The organism is Hylemonella sp. W303a, assembly GCF_046452315.1.
Classification (GTDB): domain Bacteria; phylum Pseudomonadota; class Gammaproteobacteria; order Burkholderiales; family Burkholderiaceae_C; genus Hylemonella.
The window spans coordinates 173,830-196,020 of sequence record NZ_JBKFDG010000007.1; the positions used below are offsets into that span (position 1 = coordinate 173,830).

Genomic DNA, 22,191 nt, shown 5'->3' on the forward strand with positions numbered 1-22,191 from the left:
CTGATTATTTGTCCATCCGCCTAAGCGGGGAATGCTGAGCCAGTTCCTCAAGATATCGGTCGATGTGCTCTCCCTCGACAGCCAGAAACTGCTGAACCGCGCGCGCGAAGTCTGGCTGGGCCAACCAGTGGACGCTGGGTGTTTGCACCGGCAGCAGCGCTCGAGCGAGTTTGTGCTCTCCCTGGGCACCGCCTTCGAAGCGGTGGATTCGATGCGCGATGCACCACTCCAGGGGGGCGTAGTAGCAAGCTTCGAAGTGCAGGCAGTCGACCCTCTCCAGCGCGCCCCAGTAACGTCCCCAAGCGACTGAACCGGTGCCCATCTGCCTGTCCAGACCCATTCTGGTTTCCGGGCCCTGGGCTTCTTCTGGTGCTGTGGCTGTGCCTAAGGCAATCAGGCTGGATGCGATGGCGCGACCGTCTCGTTCAGCCAGGAAGAGCAGCCAGTTCTGGGCCTGCCCTGCCGCGATCTGTGTGAAGAAGTCGCGCTGGAGGTAAGGCGGATTGCCGTGTTCCATGTAAGTGCGTTCGTAGCAGCGGTAGAAAAAGTCCCACTCCTCTGGGCCAATCTCATGCCCTCGCAGGGCCCGCATGGTGACACCCGCTTCGCGGACCTTGCGCCGTTCTTGGCGAATTTTCTTGCGCTTGTCTTGGCTGAGCGTGCCCAGGAACTCCTCAAAATCCGCGTAAGGCGAATGCTCGCGATTGTTCCAGTGGAATTGGACCGTGTGGCGTTGCATCCAACCGTTTGCCTGGGCTGCAGCCAAATCTTCGCGGCTGCCGAAGAGCAGATGCAGCGAGGAGAGACCGAGTTCACGGCCTTGATCCGCCAGACCTTGAAGCAGCGCATCGCGGGCGTCGTGATCCCGGGCTAATAATCGGCTGCCGGGCGCGGGCGTGAATGGAACCGCCACCACGCCCTTGGGGTAATAGGCCAGGCCATGACGGTGGTGAGCGTCAGCCCAGGACCAATCAAAGACGTACTCGCCGCGCGAATGGCTTTTGAGGTACAGCGGGCATGCCGCTTGGAGTTGTCCCGCGCGGTCGTGCAGGGTCAGGAAACGCGGGCTCCAGCCTGTGGCGGGTGTCGCGCTGCCGCTGTCATGCAGTGCGGCCAAGTACTCGTGCCGCATGAAAGGCGTGGGTTGTGTCTGCTGTGCCAGGAGCCCGTTCCAAGCCTTGGCATCGAGGGTGGACGGGTTCTCGTGAACCCGGATGACATAATCGTTCAAGCTCACTGCGATCCGCTTTCTTTCCAGCTTCCCATTTATGTCTTTGCGTCTTGGCATCGCCCAGTCCAACTTTGTCGTCGGAGATCTTGCGGGCAATGCGCAAAAAATCATAGCGACTGCGCGCCAAGCTTGCACGCAAGGCGTGCATTTGCTGCTCACGCCCGAGCTGGCCATTTGTGGCTACGCGGCGGAGGATCTGTTGCTCCGGCCCTCGTTCGTCGCCGCCTGCAACGAGGCGGTTTTGACCGTGGCGCGGGAACTGGCCGATCTACCTCAGTTGACGGTCGTCGTAGGACATCCGATGGTGACCGACGACGGTGGCTGGCGTACCCGCTCCGTCATGCGTCCCGGCCGTTACAACGCGGCCAGTGTGTTGAGGGGTGGACAAGTCATCGGTCGCTACGCCAAGCGTGAATTGCCCAACTACCAGGTTTTCGACGAGCGTCGTTATTTCGAACCCGGCGATGCGACCTGCGTCTTCGATGTGGAGGCTGACGGTGAACCCATACGGGTTGGCTTGCTGATCTGCGAGGACGCTTGGTTTGACGCTCCCGCTCGAGAAACGCGCGAGGCTGGCGCCGAGTTGTTGGCCGTGATCAACGCCTCGCCCTTCCATGCGGGCAAGGGCGGCGAACGCGAGCTCATGATGAGCGAGCGGGTGCGGGATTGCGGCTTGCCCTTGGTCTACGCCCATCTGGTGGGCGGCCAGGACGAGGTCGTGTTCGAGGGGCACTCCTTCGCCCTGCAGCCGTCATCCGACGGGCAAGCAACCGTGGCTGCCCGGGCGCCAAGTTTCGTGGAGGACCTGTTTGTCGTGGATGCCAGCCGGCATCCGCATGGGGTGAAGCTCAGCGGGCCTATCTCGCCTGAGCGGGACCGAGACGCCGATCTCTGGGACGCCTTGGTGCTGGGCGTGCGCGACTATGTGGGCAAGAACGGCTTTCCTGGCGCCATCATCGGCCTGTCCGGAGGCATTGACTCCGCCTTGGTGCTGGCCATCGCCGTCGACGCGCTGGGTCCTGCGAAGGTGCGCGCGGTGATGATGCCCTCGCCTTACACGGCTGACATCAGTTGGATCGACGCCCGCGACATGGCCGCGCGCTTGGGCGTGCAGTACGACGAAATTTCCATCGTGCCCGAGTTCGAGGCTTTCAAGACCTCGCTGGCTCAGGAATTCGCGGGTCTGCCCGAGGACACCACCGAGGAAAACATCCAAGCCCGCATCCGCGGGACCTTGTTGATGGCGTTGTCGAACAAGAGCGGACGCATCGTGCTGACCACGGGCAACAAGAGCGAGATGGCCACAGGCTATTGCACGCTCTATGGCGACATGGCGGGCGGGTTTGCAGTCATCAAGGATGTCCTGAAGACCGCGGTGTTCCGCCTCGCGCGCTGGCGCAACGCCCATGATCCCTACGGCACGGGCGCCGCGCCAATCCCAGAGCGCATCATCACCCGACCGCCCAGCGCGGAGCTGCGACCGGACCAGACCGACCAAGACAGTCTCCCACCTTATGAGGTGCTGGACGCCATCGTCGAGCGCTACATGGAGAACGACGAAAGCATCGAAAACATCGTCGCGGCAGGATATGCCCGCGCCGACGTGGACCGCGTCACCCGACTCCTGCGACTCAACGAGTACAAGCGGCGCCAAGCGCCCGTGGGCATCCGGGTTACTCACCGTGGCTTTGGCAAGGATTGGCGCTACCCTATCACCAACAAGTTCCGCGCTTGAGTTCGGAATCGTGAATTCAAATCAAGAAAGAGAGACTCAGATGAAATTGATCACCGCCATCATCAAACCCTTTCGGGTCGAGGAAGTCCGCGAGGCTCTGGCCGCCTGCGGTGTGACCGGGCTGACCGTGACCGAAGTGAAGGGCTTTGGTCGTCAGAAAGGCCATACCGAGGTCTACCGAGGTGCCGAGTACGCGGTGGATTTCCTGCCCAAGGTCAAGATCGAGGCCGTTGTGCCCACCGTCATCGTGGATCAATGCATCGACGCCATCGTCAAGGTGGCACGCACCGGCAAGATTGGTGATGGCAAGATCTTCGTGACCTCCGTCGAGCGCGTGGTGCGCATCCGCACCGGAGAACAAGACGAAGCGGCAATCTGACAGCCGAAGCCGGTTCCAGGTTCAAGCAAACAGAGGGTCGGGGACGACCTGCCATCAAGCCGCCCCGAGCCGCCCCGCTTCAGATCACACGGCCGAGCGCCGCGCTGTCTTGACTCCAGCCAGCGGCCTGAACAAGTCGGCGCAGCAGGGCTTCGACTTCATCGTCGCTTTCCAGCACCGAGCCCGCGTCGATCAGCCCCATTTGGCGCTGGTCCATCAGCTCCTGCGCCACGCAGCGCTGCAAAAACGATAGCAGGCCATCGTAGTATCCGTGGGCGTTGACGATGCCAATTGGCTTATCGTGGTAGCCCAGTTGGCGCCAAGTCCAGACCTCGAACAATTCCTCGAAAGTGCCAATGCCGCCTGGCAGGGCAAGGAAGGCGTCGCTGCGCTCGGCCATCATGCGTTTGCGCTCGTGCATGGTGGACACGACGTGCAGTTCAGTGCACTCCGCGTAGGCCCACTCGCGCTCCACCAGTGCCTCGGGGATGATGCCGATCACGCGACCTCCGGCCTGCAATGTGGCTTCGGCGACCGCTCCCATCAAGCCGGCCCGTCCACCCCCATACACCAGTTGACCGCCGTGGCTGCCGATCCAGCGGCCGACGACGCGGGCCAATCCGATCTGCCGCGGATCGGCCCCTGGGCGCGAGCCGCAGTAGACGCACAGCGAAAAATGAGGTTCTTGCACGGAGCTCATGGTGTTCAAAGGGCGGGGAAGGCCTCAGCCGCCGAAGCGGTGCCAGAGCGCGGCGGCCCAAATGCCGACGCACAGCAGCAAGGCCAGCAGCACCGCCGCGCTGCCCATGTCCTTGGCGCGTTTGGACAGGTCGTGCCACTCGGGGCCAATGCGGTCGATGGCGGTTTCGATGCCCGTGTTGAGCAATTCCACGATCATGAGCAGCACCACGCTGCCCGACAGCAACGCCACCTGAACCCAGTCGCGCCCCAGCCAGAATGCTAGCGGCAGCAACACGATCGCAGCCATCACCTCCTGTCGAAAGGCCGCTTCTTTCCAGCCCGCACGCAGGCCTTCAAAGGAATAGCCCAGTGCGTGCACCATGCGGTTGAGGCCGGTGCGGCTCTTCTGCAGATTGACGGGTCGCTGTTCGTTGGAGGTTGGGTCAGTCATGGCTAATGCTTCTAGGGCGCGCATCCACCAGCTGAGTGCCCGCGAGCACGTCATGCCAGAACTGGCGCCGGGTGTGGAAACGTGCGAGCAGGGCCCATACCAAAATCCAGCCGATCATCAACACCGACGTTTCCCCTGCACCGAGGTGAAACGGCGCGATCAGCGCCAACGGGGGCAGAAACCATAACCATGACAGCACATAGCGCAGCAGGGCCCTGGCTTGTGTGAGCGACTGGCCACGCAGATCGGTCACCCGGATGTGCCACGTCTTCATGGCCAGCGTCTGGCCTTTGCTCCAAAACCAGGTGAAATAAATGCCCAGCACCAAAAAGAGAAAAGCCATCAGCGCATGTCGACCTGTCAGAGCGTGGCGCTGCTGCGTGAGGGCTGAAAACAGGTATCCCGCGATGAACAGCACGCCAAACAGCAGCATGCCTTCATAGAGCCAGCAGGCCATGCGGCGCATCAGACCGGGTGTTTCGTTTGCACCGATGGCGGATGTCACGGAGGGGGAGGGGGCCTCGGAGGGCTGTTTGGAATCGGTCATGCGTTCAAGACGTGTGGTCGGCGGATTATCTCAGCCGGACCGGACTGACTCCTCAAATTTGCCGCAGGCCATCCGGGCAATGCCATAATGCGTGCTGCTCATTCAAATCATCCGATTGGCAAACGGGTCACAGTCCGGCGCGGTTATCCGATGCGCTCATGGCTTTGGCCTCAAGTTCCGACGCGGTGCCACAAGCGCTGGCGAAGGAGCACCCCAGGTTTTTCGTCAGAGAAATACTCGAGGTTCATCATGGAAATTTCCAAAGCTGAAATCGCTTCCGCCGCTGCTGCGGCCGAAGGCACCACGGAAGATCTGCGCGGCGCGGAGATTCTCGTCAAGGCGCTTCAAGCCGAGAACGTGAAATACGTCTGGGGTTACCCAGGCGGCGCGGTGCTTCACATTTACGACGCTTTCTACAAGCAAGAGACCATCCAGCACATCCTCGTTCGTCACGAACAGGCCGCCGTGCACGCGGCGGATGGCTACGCCCGAGCGACGGGCGATGTGGGCGTGGCCCTCGTCACCTCCGGGCCTGGCGTCACGAATGCGGTGACCGGCATCGCGACGGCCTACATGGACAGCATCCCCATGGTCATCATCAGCGGCCAGGTGCCGACGGCGGCCATCGGGCTGGATGCCTTCCAGGAATGCGACACCGTGGGCATCACGCGCCCCATCGTCAAGCACAACTTCCTGGTGAAGGACGCCCATGATTTGGCCGACACCCTGAAGAAGGCCTTTCACATCGCCCGCAGTGGTCGGCCTGGGCCGGTGGTGGTCGACATTCCCAAGGACGTGTCCTTCAAGAAAGTGCCCTACAAGGGGTATCCCGAGAGCGTGCACATGCGCTCCTACAACCCGGTGCGCAAGGGGCATGCGGGCCAGATCCGCAAGGCCCTGCAACTGCTGCTGACCGCCAAGCGTCCCTACATCTACACCGGTGGCGGCGTGTTGCTTGGCAATGCCGTGCCGGAGTTGCGCGAGTTGGTCGATCTGCTGGGTTACCCGGTGACCAACACGCTGATGGGCTTGGGCGCCTATCCAGCGACCGATCGCAAGTTCCTGGGCATGCTCGGCATGCACGGCACCTGGGAAGCCAATAACGCCATGCAGAACTGTGACGTGCTGCTGGCCGTGGGTGCGCGCTTCGACGACCGCGTGATCGGCAACCCCAAGCATTTCGCCTCGGTGGATCGCAAGATCATTCACATCGACATCGACCCGTCGAGTATCTCCAAGCGCGTCAAGGTGGACGTGCCCATCGTCGGAGACGTGAAGGATGTGTTGTCCGAGATGCTGGTGGCCATCAAGGAAAGCCCGCTGCGCCCCGAAGCCGGCGCGCTGCAAGCCTGGTGGGACAGCATCGAGGGCTGGCGCGCCCGTGACTGCCTGAAGTACGACCGCGCCAACCAAGACGTCATCAAGCCGCAGTTCGTCATTGAGACGCTGTGGAACATGACCAAGGACGCGGACGCTTACGTCACCTCCGACGTGGGTCAGCACCAGATGTGGGCCGCGCAGTACTACCGCTTCAACCAGCCCCGGCGTTGGATCAACTCCGGTGGCCTGGGCACCATGGGCGTGGGCATACCCTACGCCATGGGCATCAAGCTGGCCAAGCCCGAGAGCGAGGTGTTCTGCGTGACGGGCGAAGGTTCGGTGCAGATGTGCATTCAGGAATTGGCCACCTGCCGCCAGTACGACACGCCGATCAAGATCCTCTCGCTGAACAACCGCTACCTGGGAATGGTGCGGCAGTGGCAGGAGATCGAGTACTCGGGTCGCTACAGCCACAGCTACATGGACTCCTTGCCTGATTTCGTGAAGCTGGCCGAGGCCTATGGTCACGTTGGCTTGTTGATCGAGAAGCCGTCCGACGTGGAAGGCGCGCTGCGCGAGGCGCGCAGGCTGAAAGACCGCACGGTCTTCCTCGACTTCCGCACTGACCCCACCGAGAACGTGTTCCCGATGGTTCAGGCAGGCAAGGGCATCACCGAAATGCTGCTGGGCGCCGAGGATCTCTGATCCCGCAAGCAGGTCCTGGGCTTGCCTGGGGCCTGCATTCATTCAATCCTGGACGAATCTATTGACCACCGAGCCTGCTGCTTACCGGCAGCCGGGGAGGGTGGCAAAAAGAGGAATCGCAAATGAAACACATCATCGCCGTGCTGCTGGAAAATGAACCCGGCGCACTGTCCCGTGTCGTGGGCCTTTTTTCGGCCCGCGGCTACAACATCGAGTCGCTGACCGTCGCGCCCACCGAGGACGCTTCGCTTTCGCGCATGACCATTCACACCACCGGATCGGACGAGGTGATCGAACAGATCACCAAGCACCTGAACCGATTGATCGAGGTCGTGAAGGTGGTCGACCTCACCGAGGGCAGCTACATCGAGCGCGAGCTCATGATGGTCAAGGTCCGCGCGGTCGGCAAGGAGCGCGAGGAAATGAAGCGCACGGCCGATATCTTTCGCGGACGCATCATCGACGTGACTGACAAGAGCTACACCATCGAGTTGACCGGCGACCAGGCCAAGAACGATGCCTTCCTTGATGCCATTGATCGCAGCGCGATTCTCGAAACCGTGCGCACCGGCAGCAGTGGCGTCGGCCGTGGCGAGCGGATTCTGCGTGTATAGCCTTTGAGTTCTGTTTTAACCCCACCCCAATTTCACGTTTTCCACAGGAGCAGCAAAGTGAAAGTTTTCTACGACAAAGATTGTGATCTGAGCCTCATCAAGGGCAAGACCGTCGCCATCATCGGTTACGGCTCGCAAGGCCATGCGCATGCGCAGAACCTCAACGACAGCGGCGTCAAGGTCGTCGTCGGCCTGCGCAAGGGCGGCGCCTCCTGGGACAAGGTTGGCAAGGCCGGCCTGACCGTGATGGAAGTCAACGACGCGGTCAAGGCGGCGGACGTGGTGATGATCCTGTTGCCCGATGAGCAGATCGCCGAGGTCTACAAGAACAACGTCGAGCCGAACATCAAGAAGGGCGCGTCCCTGGCCTTCGCCCACGGCTTCAACGTGCACTACAACCAAGTGGTGCCGCGCGCCGACCTCGACGTCTGGATGGTCGCGCCCAAGGCCCCCGGCCATACCGTGCGCTCCACCTACACCCAGGGCGGCGGCGTTCCGCACCTGGTGGCCGTGCACCAGGACAAGAGCGGCAAGGCCCGTGACCTGGCGTTGAGCTACGCGATGGCCAATGGCGGCGGCAAGGCCGGCATCATCGAGACCAACTTCAAGGAAGAAACCGAGACCGACCTGTTCGGCGAGCAGGCCGTGCTGTGCGGTGGCGCCGTCGAACTGATCAAGATGGGTTACGAGACCCTGGTCGAGGCCGGTTACGCGCCGGAGATGGCTTACTTCGAGTGCCTGCATGAGCTGAAGCTGATCGTGGACCTGATCTACGAAGGCGGCATCGCCAACATGAACTACTCGATCTCCAACAACGCGGAGTTTGGCGAGTACGTGACCGGTCCCGAGGTGATCAACGAGCAGTCGCGCGCCGCCATGCGCGACGCGCTCAAGCGCATCCAGAACGGCGACTACGCCAAGATGTTCATTCAGGAAGGCCGTTTGAACTACCCGTCGATGACGGCTCGCCGCCGCAACACGGCCGACCACAGCATCGAGAAGGTGGGCGGTCAGTTGCGCGCCATGATGCCCTGGATCGCGAAGAACAAGCTGGTGGACCAATCCCGGAATTGATCCCGGGGCGAGCCAACAGGGGGTTGGGAGTAACCGCCGCTGACGTTCTTGAGACGGCTCAGCGTTCGCGGATCCCCTTTGGCTCGGCTGATCTGGCTTTTTCGCAACAAGGCTGCCTTGCGCAGCCTTGTTGCTTTTCCGGGCTTGCCGGGCAAGCTGAGCGCTCGCTTACACTTGCGCTCCATTCGAAACGATGTGCAGGACGATATGGCTGACAACAACGAGCGGGCAGCGAGCCCGCTGCTCAAGAGCCCAAGCAAGGGCATCTACATGCTGCCCAATCTGGTGACCCTGGCTGCTTTGTTTGGTGGCTTTTACGCCATCGTGATGGCCATGAACGACCGGTTCGGATTGGCCGTCATTGGCATCTTCTGCGCGATGGTGCTCGATGGCCTGGATGGTCGGGTGGCGCGCATGACCAACTCGCAAAGCGCGTTTGGTGAGCAGATGGACTCCTTGTCCGACATGGTGTCCTTTGGCGTGGCGCCCGCGCTGGTGGCTTATGCCTGGGCTTTGAAGGACGTGGGTCGCTGGGGCTGGATGGCCGCGTTTGTGTATTGCGCCTGTGCTGCCTTGCGGCTGGCCCGATTCAACGTCAACACCGCTGTGGTGGACAAACGCTATTTCCAGGGTTTGCCTTCGCCTGCGGCGGCCGCGCTCCTTACTGGGTTCATCTGGATCATGATCGAGTGGGATGTGAAGCCGGAGGAAACGCGTGCGGTCTGTTGGTTCGTGTTCGCGCTGGCGCTTTATGCCGGCTTGACCATGGTGAGCAACGTGCCTTTCTACAGCTTCAAGGACATCGGCTTCAAGAAGAGCGTGCCTTTCGCGGCTGTCATCTTGATCGTCCTGATTTATGCGTTGATCACCATCGACCCGGCCACGGTGTTGTTCGGCATTTTCGCGCTCTATGGCGTGAGTGGCTACCTGGTCTATGCCTGGCGCAGGGTCAAGGGGCAGCGGGTCAGCGTGATCAGCACCTCGATCGATGAGCCCGAAGAAAGTGGCTTGCATCCGGACCGTGATCGATGAATTTCCCCTCCGCCCATCGGTTTTGTGCTAAATTCCCCGCCATGAACTTCCTGGCGCTAGCCCTACTGATTTCCTCCCTCCACGGGCGGCTACGGTAGCGCACGCGCACTTCCCAAACCTCAAGGCCCGTATGCACCTGCAGCGGGCCTTTGTGTTTTGGAATGTTCGAACTAGCCGCAGGTGAGCATCAACGACTGACCAACTTGCTGGAGATTCACGATGACGATGTTGAAGAACCCCGCCGCCAAATACCGCGCTTTCACCCCGGTTGGCCTCAAGGATCGCACCTGGCCTGATGCCACTCTGACCAAGCCGCCGGTCTGGTGCAGCGTGGACCTGCGCGACGGCAACCAGGCGCTGATCGAGCCCATGGACATTCCGCGCAAGCTCAAAATGTTCCAGACCCTGGTGGACATTGGCTTCAAGGAGATCGAAGTCGGCTTCCCCTCGGCCTCGCAGATCGAATACGACTTCGTGCGTAAGCTGATCGAAGACCAGCTTATTCCCGACGACGTGACCATTCAGGTGCTGACCCAGGCCCGCGAGCACCTGATCCGCCGCACCTTCGAATCCCTCAAGGGTGCCAAGCGCGCCATCGTCCACCTCTATAACGCGACTGCGCCGGTGATGCGCAAGGTGGTCTTGGGCTTGACCGAGGATGGCATCGTCGAACTGGCCGTGACGAATGCCAAACTCTTCAAGCAGATCGCGTCCGAGCACCCTGAAACCGAGTGGACCTTCGAGTACTCCCCGGAAATGTTCTCGGGCACCGAGTTGCCCTTTGCCAAGCGCGTGGTGGATGCAGTCACCGAGGTCTGGCAGCCCACGCCCCAGCACAAATGCATCATCAATCTGCCCTCGACGGTGGAGCATTCCACGCCCAACATTTTCGCGGACATGATTGAATGGATGCATCGCCACCTGGCGCGGCGTGACAGCATCGTGCTGTCCATCCATCCCCACAATGACCGGGGCACCGGCACGGCGGCGGGTGAACTGGCCATCATGGCGGGCGGTGATCGGCTGGAAGGCTGCCTGTTTGGCAATGGCGAGCGCACCGGCAACCTGGATCTGGTCAACGTCGCGCTCAACCTTTACACCCAAGGCGTGGATCCCGGCTTGGATTTCTCCGACATCGATGAGATCCGCCGTGTGGTCGAGCATTGCAATCAGTTGCCCGTGCATCCGCGCCATCCCTACGTGGGCGAGCTGGTTTACACCTCTTTCTCGGGATCGCATCAGGATGCGATCAAGAAGGCCTTCGCGGCTCGCAAGGAGGGGGACATTTGGGTCATGCCCTACCTGCCCATTGACCCCAAGGACCTGGGTCGCAGCTACGAGGCGGTCATCCGCGTCAACAGCCAGTCAGGCAAGGGCGGCATCGCCTACCTGCTTGAGAGCGAGTATGGCCTCGAGCTGCCGCGTCGCTTGCAGATTGAGTTCAGCCAGGTGGTGCAAGCCGTGATGGATGCCAGTGGCAAGGAACTGAGCGCGCGGGACATCCACCAGGTCTTTCTGCGCGAGTACGGCCTGAATGAAGTCGCCGCTCCGCGCTACCGCGCCCAGGAGGAGGGTGAGAACGCCGCTGGCGTGCGCATGACAACCCTGCAAGCCGACGTGGTGGTGGAGGGCAAGAACCTCGCGATCGAGGGCGCGGGCAACGGCCCCATCGAGGCTTTTGTCGAGGGCCTGGCCACGGCAGCCGGCGAGTCCATCCGAGTTCTGGACTACCACGAGCACGCCGTGGGTTCGGGTGCGAATGCCCAAGCCGTGGCGTATCTGGAGTTGCGCGTGGGCGAGCGCACCCTGTTCGGCGTTGGCATGGATGCGAACATCGTTTCTGCTTCGCTCAAGGCCATTGTGTCGGGGCTGCTGCGCGCCCGCCGCGGGGCCGAGCAGGTGGCGACGTCCGCGTGATGCCCGCGGCGCGCCGGGTGCAGCACCCAGGCGCGCTGGGATGAAACCTGAAAAAGGCAGGTTACATCCCTTTGTTTTTGCCGTAACAGAACGTTAAAAATTGCGCCCAAGTGATTGATTGAGAACAGTATTTTCTGTATAACCTCACGCAGGCTGGTGTCAGCCATCAAACGATGGTGGCGTATCTTGAAAGTCAGCGTGCAGGTTGCGCGGAAATGTCATCTTTTTTCACATCATCGTGGCTGAATGCCTTGGGCGCCGTCCTCCGGCCGCTGTCGGTCGCTTGTTTTTTGATGGCATCCGCTGTGCTGGCGCTGCCGTTTCAAGTTCAGGCAGCGTCCGAACCTCGTCAGACGGTCAAAGTCCAAGGTGCTGGCGTCAAGGCCGCGCCCAAGCGCCAGCCCGTGCGTCGCCTGATCATTCCGGCGAAACCTTCCATGGGCATGCAAGCCGGCTTGCATCGGGTGAACGATCCACTCTCGCTGCGCTCCAGCGTGGCTTACGTGATTGATCAGGACACTCAGGAGGTTCTGTTCAGCAAGAACGAGGAGGCTGTGCTGCCCATTGCCTCGCTGACCAAGCTGATGACCACGCTGCTGATCAGCGAGGCCGAGTTGCCTCTGGATGAGCGCATCACCATCACCCAGGATGATGTGGACACCGAGAAGTACAGCGTGTCCCGACTGCGCGTAGGCACCGTCCTCACTCGGGGCGAGCTCTTGCACTTGGCCTTGATGGCGAGCGAGAACCGGGCCGCGAACGCTCTGGGGCGTACCTACCCCGGCGGGCTGGGCATCTTCGTCACCATGATGAACGCCAAGGCGCAGCTGCTGGGCATGCAGGACACGCGTTTCGTCGAGCCTACCGGACTGTCCAGCCGCAACCAGTCCAGCGCCCGCGATCTGGCCTTGCTGGTCGATGCCGCCTCGGCGGATCCGATGCTGCGCGAGTTTTCCACCACCCGTGCTTACCAGGTGGCCGTCGGTCAACGCAAGATGGTGTTCGCCAACACCAACCGGCTGGTGCTGAACCAGCGCTGGGACATTGGTCTGCAGAAAACGGGCTACATCAGTGAGGCCGGGCAGTGCCTGGTCATGCAGGTCACCGTGGCGGGCCGAAAGCTGATCATGGTCTTCCTCGATTCGGTCGGCAAGCTCAGCCGCTTGGGGGACGCCGAGCGCGTGCGTCGCTGGGTGGAGACCAACGAGGCCCGACAGGACGGTGACGGCGTGCTGGATCTCGCCAGCAAGACCTGACGCCCTTCGCTAGCGCGGCGGCGATCCCCGCCGCCTGGGGTGTTGTTAGTTCTTTGCTTCCATTGCCGGGTTGTGGTAGCCCAGCATGCGGGAGATTTCGTTCGCGACGCCCTGCAGTTTCACCGCCCATTCTTTGTCCAGTCGCCCGGTGGGTGCGGAGATCGATAGGCCCGCCACGAGCTTGCCTTGGTCATCGTGGATGCCTGCGGCTAGGCAGTGCACGCCGAGTTCCAGTTCTTCGTCATCGTGCGAAATCCCAGACTGGCGGATTTTCACCAGTTCCCGCTCAAGCACGGGCAACTGGGTGATGCTGTTCTTGGTGTGACCGGCCAGCCCAGTGCGCGTGGCGTAGGCGCGCACGCGTTGCGGGTCATCCGCCGCGAGGAAGAGTTTGCCGACCGAGGTCAGGTGCAGCGGCGCGCGACCACCCACGGCACGAATCACTTGCATGCCTGAGCGTTCGCTGTAGGCGCGTTCGATGTAGACGATTTCATCCCCTTGACGCAGGCTGAGGTTCACGGGTTGCTGGATTTGACGATGCAGCTCGCGCATGGGTGCGATGGCCGCGTCGCGCACATTGAGTCGGGCTTTGACCAAGTTACCCAGCTCCAGCAGCCGCATGCCGAGCCGGTAGCTGCCGGGTTGGGGGCGGTCCACAAAGCGGCCTGTGGCCAGGTCGTTCAAGATCCGGTGGGCCGTCGAGGGATGCAAACCGGTCTTTTCGCTGATCTCTTTCAGCGAAATGGCGTCTTCGCGCGACGCCAGCACGTCCATGAGCGTGAACATGCGTTCAATCACTTGCACGGTCGGGGTACTGATGGCATCCGGGTCTTTTTTCCTCATCGGGCTTCTCTCCTGCAATACGCGTTTTCAAGGCGAGACTATTTTATGCCTTGAAATTCAAAGGAGAGCCAAAAATGCTGCGGCGCACAAAGAACTGTGTGCCGGAATGCACAGCCCGGGCCGTACCCGGGAGGCGCTAGTGTCCTGAGGGTGGCTCAGGGGTCCGATGAGGCCACGGTTGCGAGGCCTTCCTGCCACTGCCCCCGACGCAGCAGCTCGTGCGGCAAGAAGCGCGCCTTGTAATTCATCTTCGGGCTTTGCTCGATCCAGTAGCCCAGGTAGACGTAAGGCAGGCCCAACTGCCGCGCCTGTTCAATCTGCCACAGCACGTTGTAGGTGCCATAGCTGGTGCCACCGGAGTCGGCCGCCGGAGTCGGGTCGTAAAAGGTGTAGACGGCCGACAAGCCATCGTCCAACACATCCAGCACGGACACCATGCGCAAGGTGCCCGGTGCGCCGTCCTCCCCGGGTTCCCGGAATTCGACCAGCCGGGAATTGACCCGGCTTTGCAGCAAGAACTGGGTGTATTGGTCGATGCTGTCTTGATCCATGCCGCCACCCGCGTGGCGACCCGTCTGGTAGCGCAGGTAGAGCTGGTAATGCTCCGGACTGAAGGCCAGCCGCGTGATATGGACTTGCAGCCCGGCGTGCCGCTTCCAGGCGCGGCGCTGGCTCCGGCTGGGGATGAAATCCGCCGCGCGCACCCGCAACGGGACACAGGCCTGGCAGCCATCGCAATGCGGACGGTACGTGAACATGCCGCTGCGACGGAAACCTTGGGCCACCAGTCCGGTGTAGATGCTGGTGTTGATCAGGTGGCTGGGGGTGGCCACCTGGGAGCGCGCCTGTCGCCCTTCCAGGTAGCTGCACGGGTAGGGCGCCGTGGCGTAGAACTGCAGGTGCTGGAGCGGCAGATCTTGGAGGTGCGTCATGGGCGGACGGCGCGCGGTGTCAGGGGCGGACGACGGCGTTGGGTATGAGTGCGTTCCAGTATAGGCGGTCGAATCGCCAATTGGGAGCGGGGAGATCGCGCGTCTTGGCCAAGTGCTCCAGGAACAGGGGGCGTGGGATGGGATGGGCGCCGAGCGACGCCAAATGCGCGGTGTTCTGCTGGCAGTCGATCAGGCCAATGTCGTTGTTCCGGCAAAAAGCCACCAGCGCCGACAGGGCAATTTTGGACGCGTCCGTGCTGCGGGCGAACATGGATTCGCCGTAGACCGCGCGACCCAGCGAAACACAGTACAGCCCGCCCCGCAGTTCGCCGCCTATCCATGTTTCGATGCTGTGAGCATGGCCCGCGCGATGCAGGTCCGCATAGGCTCTTCGCATGGCGGGCGTGATCCAGGTCCCATCCTGGCCGGGACGTGGGCTTCCCGCGCAAGCCGCCACCACTTCGTCAAAGGCTGTGTCGACGCGGATTTCGCAGGCGGGGTTCTCCATGAAGCGCTGCAAGGTTTTGCGCAAGGATCGGTGCAGGCGAAAGCCCCTGGGTGCGTCGGCGGCGGTTTGCAGCACCATGCGCGGCTCGGTGCTCCACCAGAGGATGGGCTGACCCGCGCTGAACCAAGGAAAGATGCCGCGTGCATAGGCCCGCTTGAGCGTGGCCACGTCCAGGCTACCCCCGGCAGCCAGCAGTCCGGGCGCTTCGGAATCACGCCCCCAGGCCTGTTCAACCGGTGGAAAGTCGTCCCCGGGCTGCAACCAGGGCAAGGGGTCTGGGCGCGTGCGCAAGAGGGCCATCAGGGAGGGATGGTCAGAAGATGGTCGGGGCGACACGATTCGAACGTGCGACCTCCTGGTCCCAAACCAGATGCGCTACCAGACTGCGCTACGCCCCGACGAGCCGCGTATTGTACTGGTGCAATCGGCCTCAGCTGAGCTCAAGGGGTTCCACCCGCGCATCGGCTTCGACCCAGCGCCGGGCGGCGGCTTGCAGGGCACCGATCTGGCCCGTGGTGTAGTAGACCGTGCGGGGTGTTCCCGTCTCACCGATGTGAGGCAAGATGCGCCGTGTCTGGCGCGCCACGGGCGCGCCGCTTTCGATCATGGCGACGTCCGGGCCGAGCAACGCGCGCAACCGGGGCGCGATCAGCGGGTAGTGCGTGCAGCCCAGGACCACGGTGTCGATGCAGCCGGGCGCCGTGCCGCACGGCCCCAAGGCCGAGGCGTACTGCGCGCTCAAGGTCGCGATGCGTTCTTCGTCCTGGCGCTCTATGGCGCCAGCCAATCCATCACAGGGTTGCAGCACGAACTCCGCTTGCTGAGCGAGGCTGGCGTGCAGTACCCGGAATTTTTCGCTTTGCAGTGTGCCGCGCGTGGCCAGCACACCCACACGATGGTTGCGGCTGTGCTGAGCCGCGGGTTTGATGGCGGGTTCCAAGCCCACCAGCGGCAGCTGCGGATGCTCCGCGCGCAACAGGTGGATCGCGATCGCGGTGGCGGTGTTGCAGGCGACCACCAGCGCCTGGATGCCATGGCGCGCGACCAAGTGCTCGGCCGCCGCCATCGTGCGGTCAATGACATGCTGAGGTTCGCGTTCGCCATAGGGCGCGTGCCCGCTGTCGGCCACATAGACATAGCGCTGGTGCGGCAGCTCGGCATGCAAGGCCTGGAGCACGCTCAAACCGCCGATGCCGCTGTCGAAGACGCCGATCGGGCTTTCTGACGTGCGCGTTGGCGCAGACGATGCAGGTGAGACCAAGATATCAGGCCATCGCGACCGTGATGCCCTTGAACTCTCCCGAGGCGATGCGCTTGCTCCACTCGGCCGGGCCAGTGATGTGGGCGCTGGTTCCGCCAGCGTCGACCGCCACGGTCACCGGCATGTCCACCACGTCGAACTCGTAGATGGCTTCCATGCCCAGGTCCTCGAAGCCGACCACCTTGGCTTGCTTGATCGCCTTGCTGACGAGGTAGGCCGCGCCACCCACGGCCATCAGGTAGGCGCTCTTGTGCTTCTGGATGGCGGCGATGGCCTCGGGCCCGCGCTCGGCCTTGCCGATCATGGCGATCAACCCGGTCTTGGCCAGCATCATGTCGGTGAACTTGTCCATGCGCGTGGCCGTGGTGGGGCCCGCGGGGCCGACGGCTTCGTCCTTCACCGGATCCACCGGACCGACGTAGTAGATCACGCGGTTGGTGAAGTCCACGGGCAGTTTCTCGCCCTTGGCCAGCATGTCTTGGATTCGCTTGTGCGCGGCGTCGCGGCCCGTGAGCATCTTGCCATTGAGCAGCAGGGTCTGGCCGGGCTTCCAGCTGGCGACTTCTTCCTTCGTCAGCGTGTTCAGGTCCACGCGCTTGCTCTTTTGCGTGTCGGGTGTCCAGTGCACGTCGGGCCACAGGTCCAGGCTGGGCGGGTCCAGGTACACCGGGCCGCTGCCGTCGAGCACGAAATGCGCATGCCGCGTGGCAGCGCAGTTCGGGATCATCGCGATCGGCTTGCTGGCTGCGTGCGTCGGGTACATCTTGATCTTGATGTCCAGCACCGTGGTCAGGCCGCCCAGGCCCTGCGCGCCGATGCCCAGGGCGTTGACCTTCTCGTACAGCTCCAGGCGCAGTTCCTCGACCTGGGTGAGCTTCTCGCCCTTGGCCGCCTTGGCCTGTAGTTCATACATGTCGAGGTCGTCCATCAAGGACTCCTTGGCCATCAGCGTTGCCTTTTCCGCCGTGCCGCCAATGCCGATGCCCAGCATGCCGGGCGGACACCAGCCCGCGCCCATCGTGGGCACGGTCTTGAGCACCCAGTCGACCACGCTGTCGCTGGGGTTGAGCATGTACATCTTGCTCTTGTTTTCGCTGCCGCCGCCCTTGGCTGCCAGCGTCACTTCCACGGTGTTGCCCGGCACGAGTTCCGTGAAGATCACGGCGGGGGTGTTGTCCTTGGTGTTTTTGCGCGCGAACTGCGGATCGGCCACGACCGAGGCACGCAGCATGTTGTCTGGGTTCAAGTAGCCGCGGCGCACGCCCTCGTTCACGGCGTCTTCCAGGCTGCCGCTGAAGCCCTCCAGGCGCACGCCCATGCCGACCTTGAGGAAGACGTTGACGATGCCGGTGTCCTGGCAGATCGGGCGGTGACCTGTCGCGCTCATCTTGCTGTTGGTCAGGATCTGCGCGATGGCGTCCTTCGCCGCCGGGCTCTTTTCGCGTTCATAGGCCCGCGCCAGATGGGCAATGTAGTCCGCCGGGTGGTAGTAGCTGATGTACTGCAACCCTGCGGCGATGGATTCGATCAGATCGTCTTGGCGGATGGTCGTGCTCATGGCAAGTTCCTCTGGGAGCGGTGTCGGGGGCGTTCTCGTGACGCGGTTCAGTGCTTGTCGTCCGTGCCGCCATTCATAAGACGGTCGGTGTAGGCGATGGCCATCGCGGACAACAGGAACGCGATGTGAATCACGGTTTGCGCGATCAGCACGCGGTCACTGTAGTTCGCCGCGTTGATGAAGGTTTTGAGCAGGTGAATGGAGCTGATGCCGATGATGGCGGTCGCCAGCTTGACCTTGAGCACCGACGCGTTGACGTGGTTGAGCCATTCGGGTTGGTCGGGGTGGCCTTCCAAATTCATGCGGCTCACGAAGGTCTCGAAGCCACCGACGATGACCATGATCAGCAGGTTGGAGATCATCACCACGTCGATCAGCGCCAGCACCACCAGCATGATGACCGTTTCATTCAAGGTGCTCAGCGGCGCATCGGCCTTGTAGCCGATGCTGCGGATCAGGGCGTCCAGCGCGGCCTGGTCACCGAAGGCAGCCATGACCAGGTGTTCCAGTTCGATCAGGAAATGCACCACGTACACGCCTTGGGCGATGATCAAACCAAGGTAGAGCGGCAGTTGCAGCCAGCGGCTGGCGAAGATCAGGGAGGGCAAGCGGCGCATGCTGGAAGCGGCGCTCCGGTTTTCGTGCTTGGGCGCTTCGGGCTGGGACATGATGGCGATGGTTGAAGGTAATGAGAGAGAAAGCCAGTTGAAAAAGGGATGCGGTGATCCGGGAAAACCATGAATTCTAGGCTGCATTTCCCGAGGCTTTCACCCCAGGGAGGATGCAGTGTTTTCCCCTGCGGTTTTGTCGGGCTAGCGTCAGTACCTTGTAAGCGCATGTCGGACAATAAGCGGCGCTGCAAACATCAGCATGAAGGCAGCTTGTTCCACGCTTATAACGATCTTGAGGACGCAAACCATGAGCTCATCCACCGCCTCTTCCTCGGCCATCGAATCCGTGTTGGTTGAAAACCGCGTGTTCCCGCCGTCCGCGGCGACCGTGAAGGCCGCACGTGTGTCCGGCATGGCGCAGTACCAGGCCATGTGCGAGGCTTTCGACAAGGATTTCGAAGGTACCTGGGCGCGCCTGGCCCGTGAGAACCTGGTTTGGAACAAGCCTTTCACCAAGACCTTGAACCAGGGCAGCAAACCGTTCTACAAGTGGTTTGAAGACGGCGAGTTGAACGCGAGCGCCAACTGCCTGGACAAGCACATCGGCACGCCGGTCGAAAACAAGACCGCCATCATCTTCGAAGCCGATGACGGCGCAGTGACGAAGGTCAGCTACAAGGAGCTGCTGGCCAAGGTCGGTCAGTTCGCCAATGCCCTCAAGGCTCAAGGCATCAAGAAGGGCGACCGCGTTCTCATCTACATGCCCATGACGATCGAGGGCGTGGTGGCCATGCAGGCTTGCGCCCGCATCGGCGCGACCCACAGCGTGGTCTTTGGCGGCTTTTCCGCCAAGAGCCTGCAGGAGCGCATCATCGATGCTGGAGCAGTCGCCGTCATCACGGCCAACTACCAGATGCGTGGCGGTCGCGAACTGCCGCTCAAGGCCATCGTGGACGAGGCCCTGGGCATGGGAGGCTGCGACAGCATCAAGACGGTGTTGGTCTACCAACGCACCGCCACGGCGTGCAACATGGTCGCGGGGCGCGACAAGACGTTCTCCGAGGCCTTGGCCGGTCAGAGCACGGTGTGCAAGCCCGAGCAGGTGGGTGCCGAGCATCCGCTCTTCATCCTCTACACCAGCGGCTCCACCGGCAAGCCCAAGGGCGTGCAGCACAGCACCGGCGGTTACCTGCTGTGGGCGCGGCTGACGATGGACTGGACCTTCGACCTCCAGCCGAGCGACATCTTCTGGTGCACGGCCGACATCGGCTGGATCACCGGCCACACCTACGTGGCCTACGGCCCGCTGGCCGCTGGCGCGACGCAAATTGTTTTCGAGGGTGTGCCCACCTACCCGAACGCCGGGCGCTTCTGGCAGATGATCGAGAAGCACAAGGCCACCATCTTCTACACCGCGCCCACGGCCATCCGCTCGCTGATCAAGGCCGCCGAAGGTGACGAGAAGGTCCACCCGGCCCGCTCGAACCTCAGCAGCCTGCGCATCCTCGGCTCGGTGGGTGAGCCCATCAACCCCGAGGCCTGGATGTGGTATCACAAACATGTGGGCGGCGAGCGTTGCCCCATCGTGGACACCTTCTGGCAGACCGAGACCGGTGGCCACGTCATCACGCCTTTGCCGGGCGCGACGCCGCTGGTTCCGGGCTCCTGCACCTTGCCCCTGCCGGGCATCTCCGCCGCCATCGTGGACGAGATGGGCAACGACATCCCGAACGGCACCGGGGGCATCCTGGTCATCAAGAAACCTTGGCCTTCGATGATCCGCACCATCTGGGGCGACCCGGAGCGTTTCAAGAAGAGCTATTTCCCTGAAGAGCTCAAGGGCTACTACCTGGCGGGTGACGGTGCAGTGCGCTCCGCGGACCGCGGCTACTTCCGCATCACCGGCCGCATCGACGATGTGCTGAACGTCAGTGGCCACCGACTGGGCACGATGGAGATTGAATCGGCCTTGGTGTCCAAGACTGATCTGGTGGCGGAAGCCGCCGTCGTGGGCCGTCCCGATGATCTGACCGGCGAGGCCATTTGCGCCTTCGTGGTCTTGAAGCGTGCACGCCCCACGGGCGAGGAAGCCAAGCAGATCGCCAACGAGCTGCGCAACTGGGTGGCCAAGGAAATCGGCCCCATCGCCAAGCCCAAGGACATCCGCTTCGGTGACAACCTGCCCAAGACCCGCAGCGGCAAGATCATGCGCCGCCTGCTGCGCTCGCTGGCCAAGGGCGAAGCCATCACCCAGGACATCACGACGCTGGAGAACCCAGCCGTTCTGGATCAATTGGCGCAGACCAATTGATCCAGAAGCAGCCGGAGGCTGCATGCGCGTGAGCGCATAGGCTGGATTCCGCCGCAGGCTAACTTGGCGCAAAGCGCCAAGTTAAGCCGCGTAGCGGCGGCCGAAGCCAAAATCCCCAGTAGAAATCCAACGGTCTTGCTGCAATTAGCCCAGACCCACTGAGCGTCAGACCTCCATCCCCACCCCCGCCTTCTCCCGCAACACTGCCACAAAGGCCTGCGCGGAAGGCGACAGCGGCTCACCCAGGTGCGTGATCAGGCCATAGTCCGGCATGCGGTCCGGCAGCTCGACCTGGATACGGGTCAGAAGTCCCTTTCTCGCGTACTCCTCCGCCAGCGACGCGGGCTGTAGCGAGAGCATCTGCGTTGTTTGCAGCAGCTCCAGCGAGAACCAGAAGGAAGGCGTTTCGACCACACCCGACGTTGGCGTCAAGCCGATGCTGCTGAAGATGTCGTCGGTGACGCGGCGCAAAGCGGTCGGTGACGGGTACAAGATCCAGGGCCAGCGCGCCAGTTCGGTCAAATCCTGGACCCGCTTGTTTCGCAAGGGATGGTCCACCCGACCCACCACCTGCAAGGGTTCGGCCGACAGGCGTTCGTAGCGGAATTGGGCCTGCTGCTCGCTGCTGGTGAAGCGCCCGATCATGAGGTCGATCTTGCGCTCGGACAGCCACAGCGCGAGTTGGTCACTGCTTTGTTCCAGCATTTTCAGCACCAGCAACGGCCGCAAGCGCTGCACCTCCGACACCGTGGACATCAGCAGGTGCGCCGCGCCGGAGATCGCACCGATGGTCAGATGTCCCGCGCCACCGTGCCGCAGCGTGTCGAACTCGCGGGCGAACTTGCGATGTCCTTCCAGGGCGCCGCTGGCGTAGCGCAGGGTGAAGAGGCCCAGCTCGTTGGGCGCGACGCCACGCGACAGGCGATCGAACAGACGCGCGTTCAAGATGATCTCGATCTCCATCAGCATCTTGGTCGCTGCCGGCTGCGTGATGTGCATCCATTCCGACGCCAGCCGCAGATTGCGGGTCTGCCCCAGGATGTCCAGGAACTGCAGATGCCGGAACCGCAACCGGCCGAAAGCACGGGCGATGGAAGGCTCAGGGCTACGGGTGAACCCGGGTGTCTCGACTGTATTCATAACGTTATGGAATGACTTTCTACAGAAATTTCAGTGGACCGTGTCTGCTGTCTTCCCTAATCTCGCGCTCGCCCTGAGACCGCCG

At 62.4% G+C, this 22,191-nt stretch carries 20 protein-coding genes and 1 tRNA gene; 9 read left to right on the plus strand and 12 right to left on the minus strand.

The window, feature by feature from the left end; translation table 11 throughout:
• Positions 1 to 4 precede the first annotated feature (4 nt).
• A complete protein-coding gene (locus ACLBKS_RS14240) occupies positions 5 to 1,231 on the minus strand; it encodes a GNAT family N-acetyltransferase (protein WP_410193467.1) in 1,227 nt (408 codons plus the stop codon).
• A gap of 37 nt (positions 1,232 to 1,268) precedes the next feature.
• Here ACLBKS_RS14240 and ACLBKS_RS14245 point away from each other — a divergent pair, with 37 nt between their 5' ends.
• Both ACLBKS_RS14245 and ACLBKS_RS14250 read left to right on the plus strand, forming a co-directional pair.
• Positions 1,269 to 2,966: an NAD+ synthase gene (locus ACLBKS_RS14245; protein ID WP_410193468.1), complete on the plus strand. Its 1,698-nt coding sequence runs from the start codon at positions 1,269 to 1,271 to the stop codon at positions 2,964 to 2,966.
• 40 nt (positions 2,967 to 3,006) lie between these two features.
• Positions 3,007 to 3,345 carry a P-II family nitrogen regulator gene (locus tag ACLBKS_RS14250; protein ID WP_006298395.1) on the plus strand — a complete coding sequence of 113 codons (339 nt, stop codon included), beginning with the start codon at positions 3,007 to 3,009 and terminating at the stop codon, positions 3,343 to 3,345.
• A gap of 79 nt (positions 3,346 to 3,424) precedes the next feature.
• Here ACLBKS_RS14250 and ACLBKS_RS14255 read toward each other — a convergent pair whose 3' ends face one another.
• Genes ACLBKS_RS14255 through ACLBKS_RS14265 form a run of 3 tightly spaced genes read right to left on the minus strand, consistent with a single transcriptional unit; the run spans position 3,425 to position 5,024 of the window.
• The gene (locus tag ACLBKS_RS14255) at positions 3,425 to 4,036 is read right to left on the minus strand and encodes a TIGR00730 family Rossman fold protein (RefSeq protein ID WP_410193577.1); all 612 of its coding nucleotides are present in this window, start codon (positions 4,034 to 4,036) and stop codon (positions 3,425 to 3,427) included.
• A 33-nt stretch (positions 4,037 to 4,069) separates the two neighbouring features.
• Positions 4,070 to 4,477: a diacylglycerol kinase gene (locus ACLBKS_RS14260; RefSeq protein WP_410193469.1), complete on the minus strand. Its 408-nt coding sequence runs from the start codon at positions 4,475 to 4,477 to the stop codon at positions 4,070 to 4,072.
• A complete protein-coding gene (locus tag ACLBKS_RS14265; protein WP_410193470.1) occupies positions 4,470 to 5,024 on the minus strand; it encodes an RDD family protein in 555 nt (184 codons plus the stop codon). Before ACLBKS_RS14265 ends, ACLBKS_RS14260 begins: the two co-directional genes overlap by 8 nt.
• Before the next feature lie 249 nt (positions 5,025 to 5,273).
• Here ACLBKS_RS14265 and ACLBKS_RS14270 point away from each other — a divergent pair, with 249 nt between their 5' ends.
• From ACLBKS_RS14270 to ACLBKS_RS14295, 6 genes are all read left to right on the plus strand, one after another.
• Positions 5,274 to 7,049, plus strand: coding sequence for an acetolactate synthase 3 catalytic subunit (locus tag ACLBKS_RS14270; protein ID WP_410193471.1), 1,776 nt, complete (start codon positions 5,274 to 5,276; stop codon positions 7,047 to 7,049).
• 122 nt (positions 7,050 to 7,171) lie between these two features.
• Positions 7,172 to 7,663, plus strand: coding sequence for an acetolactate synthase small subunit (gene ilvN, locus ACLBKS_RS14275; protein WP_410193472.1), 492 nt, complete (start codon positions 7,172 to 7,174; stop codon positions 7,661 to 7,663).
• 57 nt (positions 7,664 to 7,720) lie between these two features.
• A complete protein-coding gene (gene ilvC, locus ACLBKS_RS14280) occupies positions 7,721 to 8,737 on the plus strand; it encodes a ketol-acid reductoisomerase (RefSeq protein WP_410193473.1) in 1,017 nt (338 codons plus the stop codon).
• Between the two features lie 207 nt (positions 8,738 to 8,944).
• Positions 8,945 to 9,769, plus strand: a complete 825-nt coding sequence (gene pssA, locus ACLBKS_RS14285; RefSeq protein ID WP_410193474.1) for a CDP-diacylglycerol--serine O-phosphatidyltransferase — start codon at positions 8,945 to 8,947, stop codon at positions 9,767 to 9,769.
• A gap of 225 nt (positions 9,770 to 9,994) precedes the next feature.
• Positions 9,995 to 11,686 (plus strand): 2-isopropylmalate synthase, encoded by a 1,692-nt coding sequence (gene leuA, locus ACLBKS_RS14290; protein ID WP_410193578.1) that lies wholly within the window; start codon positions 9,995 to 9,997, stop codon positions 11,684 to 11,686.
• A gap of 215 nt (positions 11,687 to 11,901) precedes the next feature.
• Positions 11,902 to 12,942, plus strand: a complete 1,041-nt coding sequence (locus ACLBKS_RS14295; protein WP_410193475.1) for a serine hydrolase — start codon at positions 11,902 to 11,904, stop codon at positions 12,940 to 12,942.
• Positions 12,943 to 12,987: 45 nt separating this feature from the next.
• On the opposite strand, the gene ACLBKS_RS14300 is transcribed toward ACLBKS_RS14295, so the two are convergent.
• From ACLBKS_RS14300 to ACLBKS_RS14330, 7 genes are all read right to left on the minus strand, one after another.
• Positions 12,988 to 13,785 (minus strand): IclR family transcriptional regulator, encoded by a 798-nt coding sequence (locus tag ACLBKS_RS14300; protein ID WP_410193476.1) that lies wholly within the window; start codon positions 13,783 to 13,785, stop codon positions 12,988 to 12,990.
• Between the two features lie 155 nt (positions 13,786 to 13,940).
• Positions 13,941 to 14,717: an arginyltransferase gene (locus ACLBKS_RS14305; protein ID WP_410193477.1), complete on the minus strand. Its 777-nt coding sequence runs from the start codon at positions 14,715 to 14,717 to the stop codon at positions 13,941 to 13,943.
• A gap of 19 nt (positions 14,718 to 14,736) precedes the next feature.
• On the minus strand, positions 14,737 to 15,525 hold the full coding sequence (aat, locus tag ACLBKS_RS14310; protein WP_410193478.1) for a leucyl/phenylalanyl-tRNA--protein transferase: 789 nt from the start codon (positions 15,523 to 15,525) through the stop codon (positions 14,737 to 14,739).
• A gap of 21 nt (positions 15,526 to 15,546) precedes the next feature.
• Positions 15,547 to 15,623, minus strand: a tRNA-Pro gene (locus ACLBKS_RS14315).
• Between the two features lie 32 nt (positions 15,624 to 15,655).
• Positions 15,656 to 16,486, minus strand: a complete 831-nt coding sequence (murI, locus tag ACLBKS_RS14320; protein ID WP_410193479.1) for a glutamate racemase — start codon at positions 16,484 to 16,486, stop codon at positions 15,656 to 15,658.
• Positions 16,487 to 16,490: 4 nt separating this feature from the next.
• Positions 16,491 to 18,044, minus strand: a complete 1,554-nt coding sequence (locus ACLBKS_RS14325) for a fumarate hydratase (RefSeq protein ID WP_410193480.1) — start codon at positions 18,042 to 18,044, stop codon at positions 16,491 to 16,493.
• A gap of 47 nt (positions 18,045 to 18,091) precedes the next feature.
• Positions 18,092 to 18,712, minus strand: a complete 621-nt coding sequence (locus ACLBKS_RS14330) for a YqhA family protein (RefSeq protein ID WP_410193481.1) — start codon at positions 18,710 to 18,712, stop codon at positions 18,092 to 18,094.
• Between the two features lie 250 nt (positions 18,713 to 18,962).
• Between ACLBKS_RS14330 and acs the strand changes: the two genes are divergently transcribed.
• On the plus strand, positions 18,963 to 20,966 hold the full coding sequence (gene acs / locus ACLBKS_RS14335) for an acetate--CoA ligase (protein WP_410193482.1): 2,004 nt from the start codon (positions 18,963 to 18,965) through the stop codon (positions 20,964 to 20,966).
• A gap of 165 nt (positions 20,967 to 21,131) precedes the next feature.
• Here the strand turns inward: acs and ACLBKS_RS14340 are convergent, their stop codons facing one another.
• Complete coding sequence (locus ACLBKS_RS14340; protein ID WP_410193483.1) at positions 21,132 to 22,106, minus strand: LysR family transcriptional regulator; 975 nt, start codon at positions 22,104 to 22,106, stop codon at positions 21,132 to 21,134.
• Positions 22,107 to 22,191: the final 85 nt, after the last annotated feature.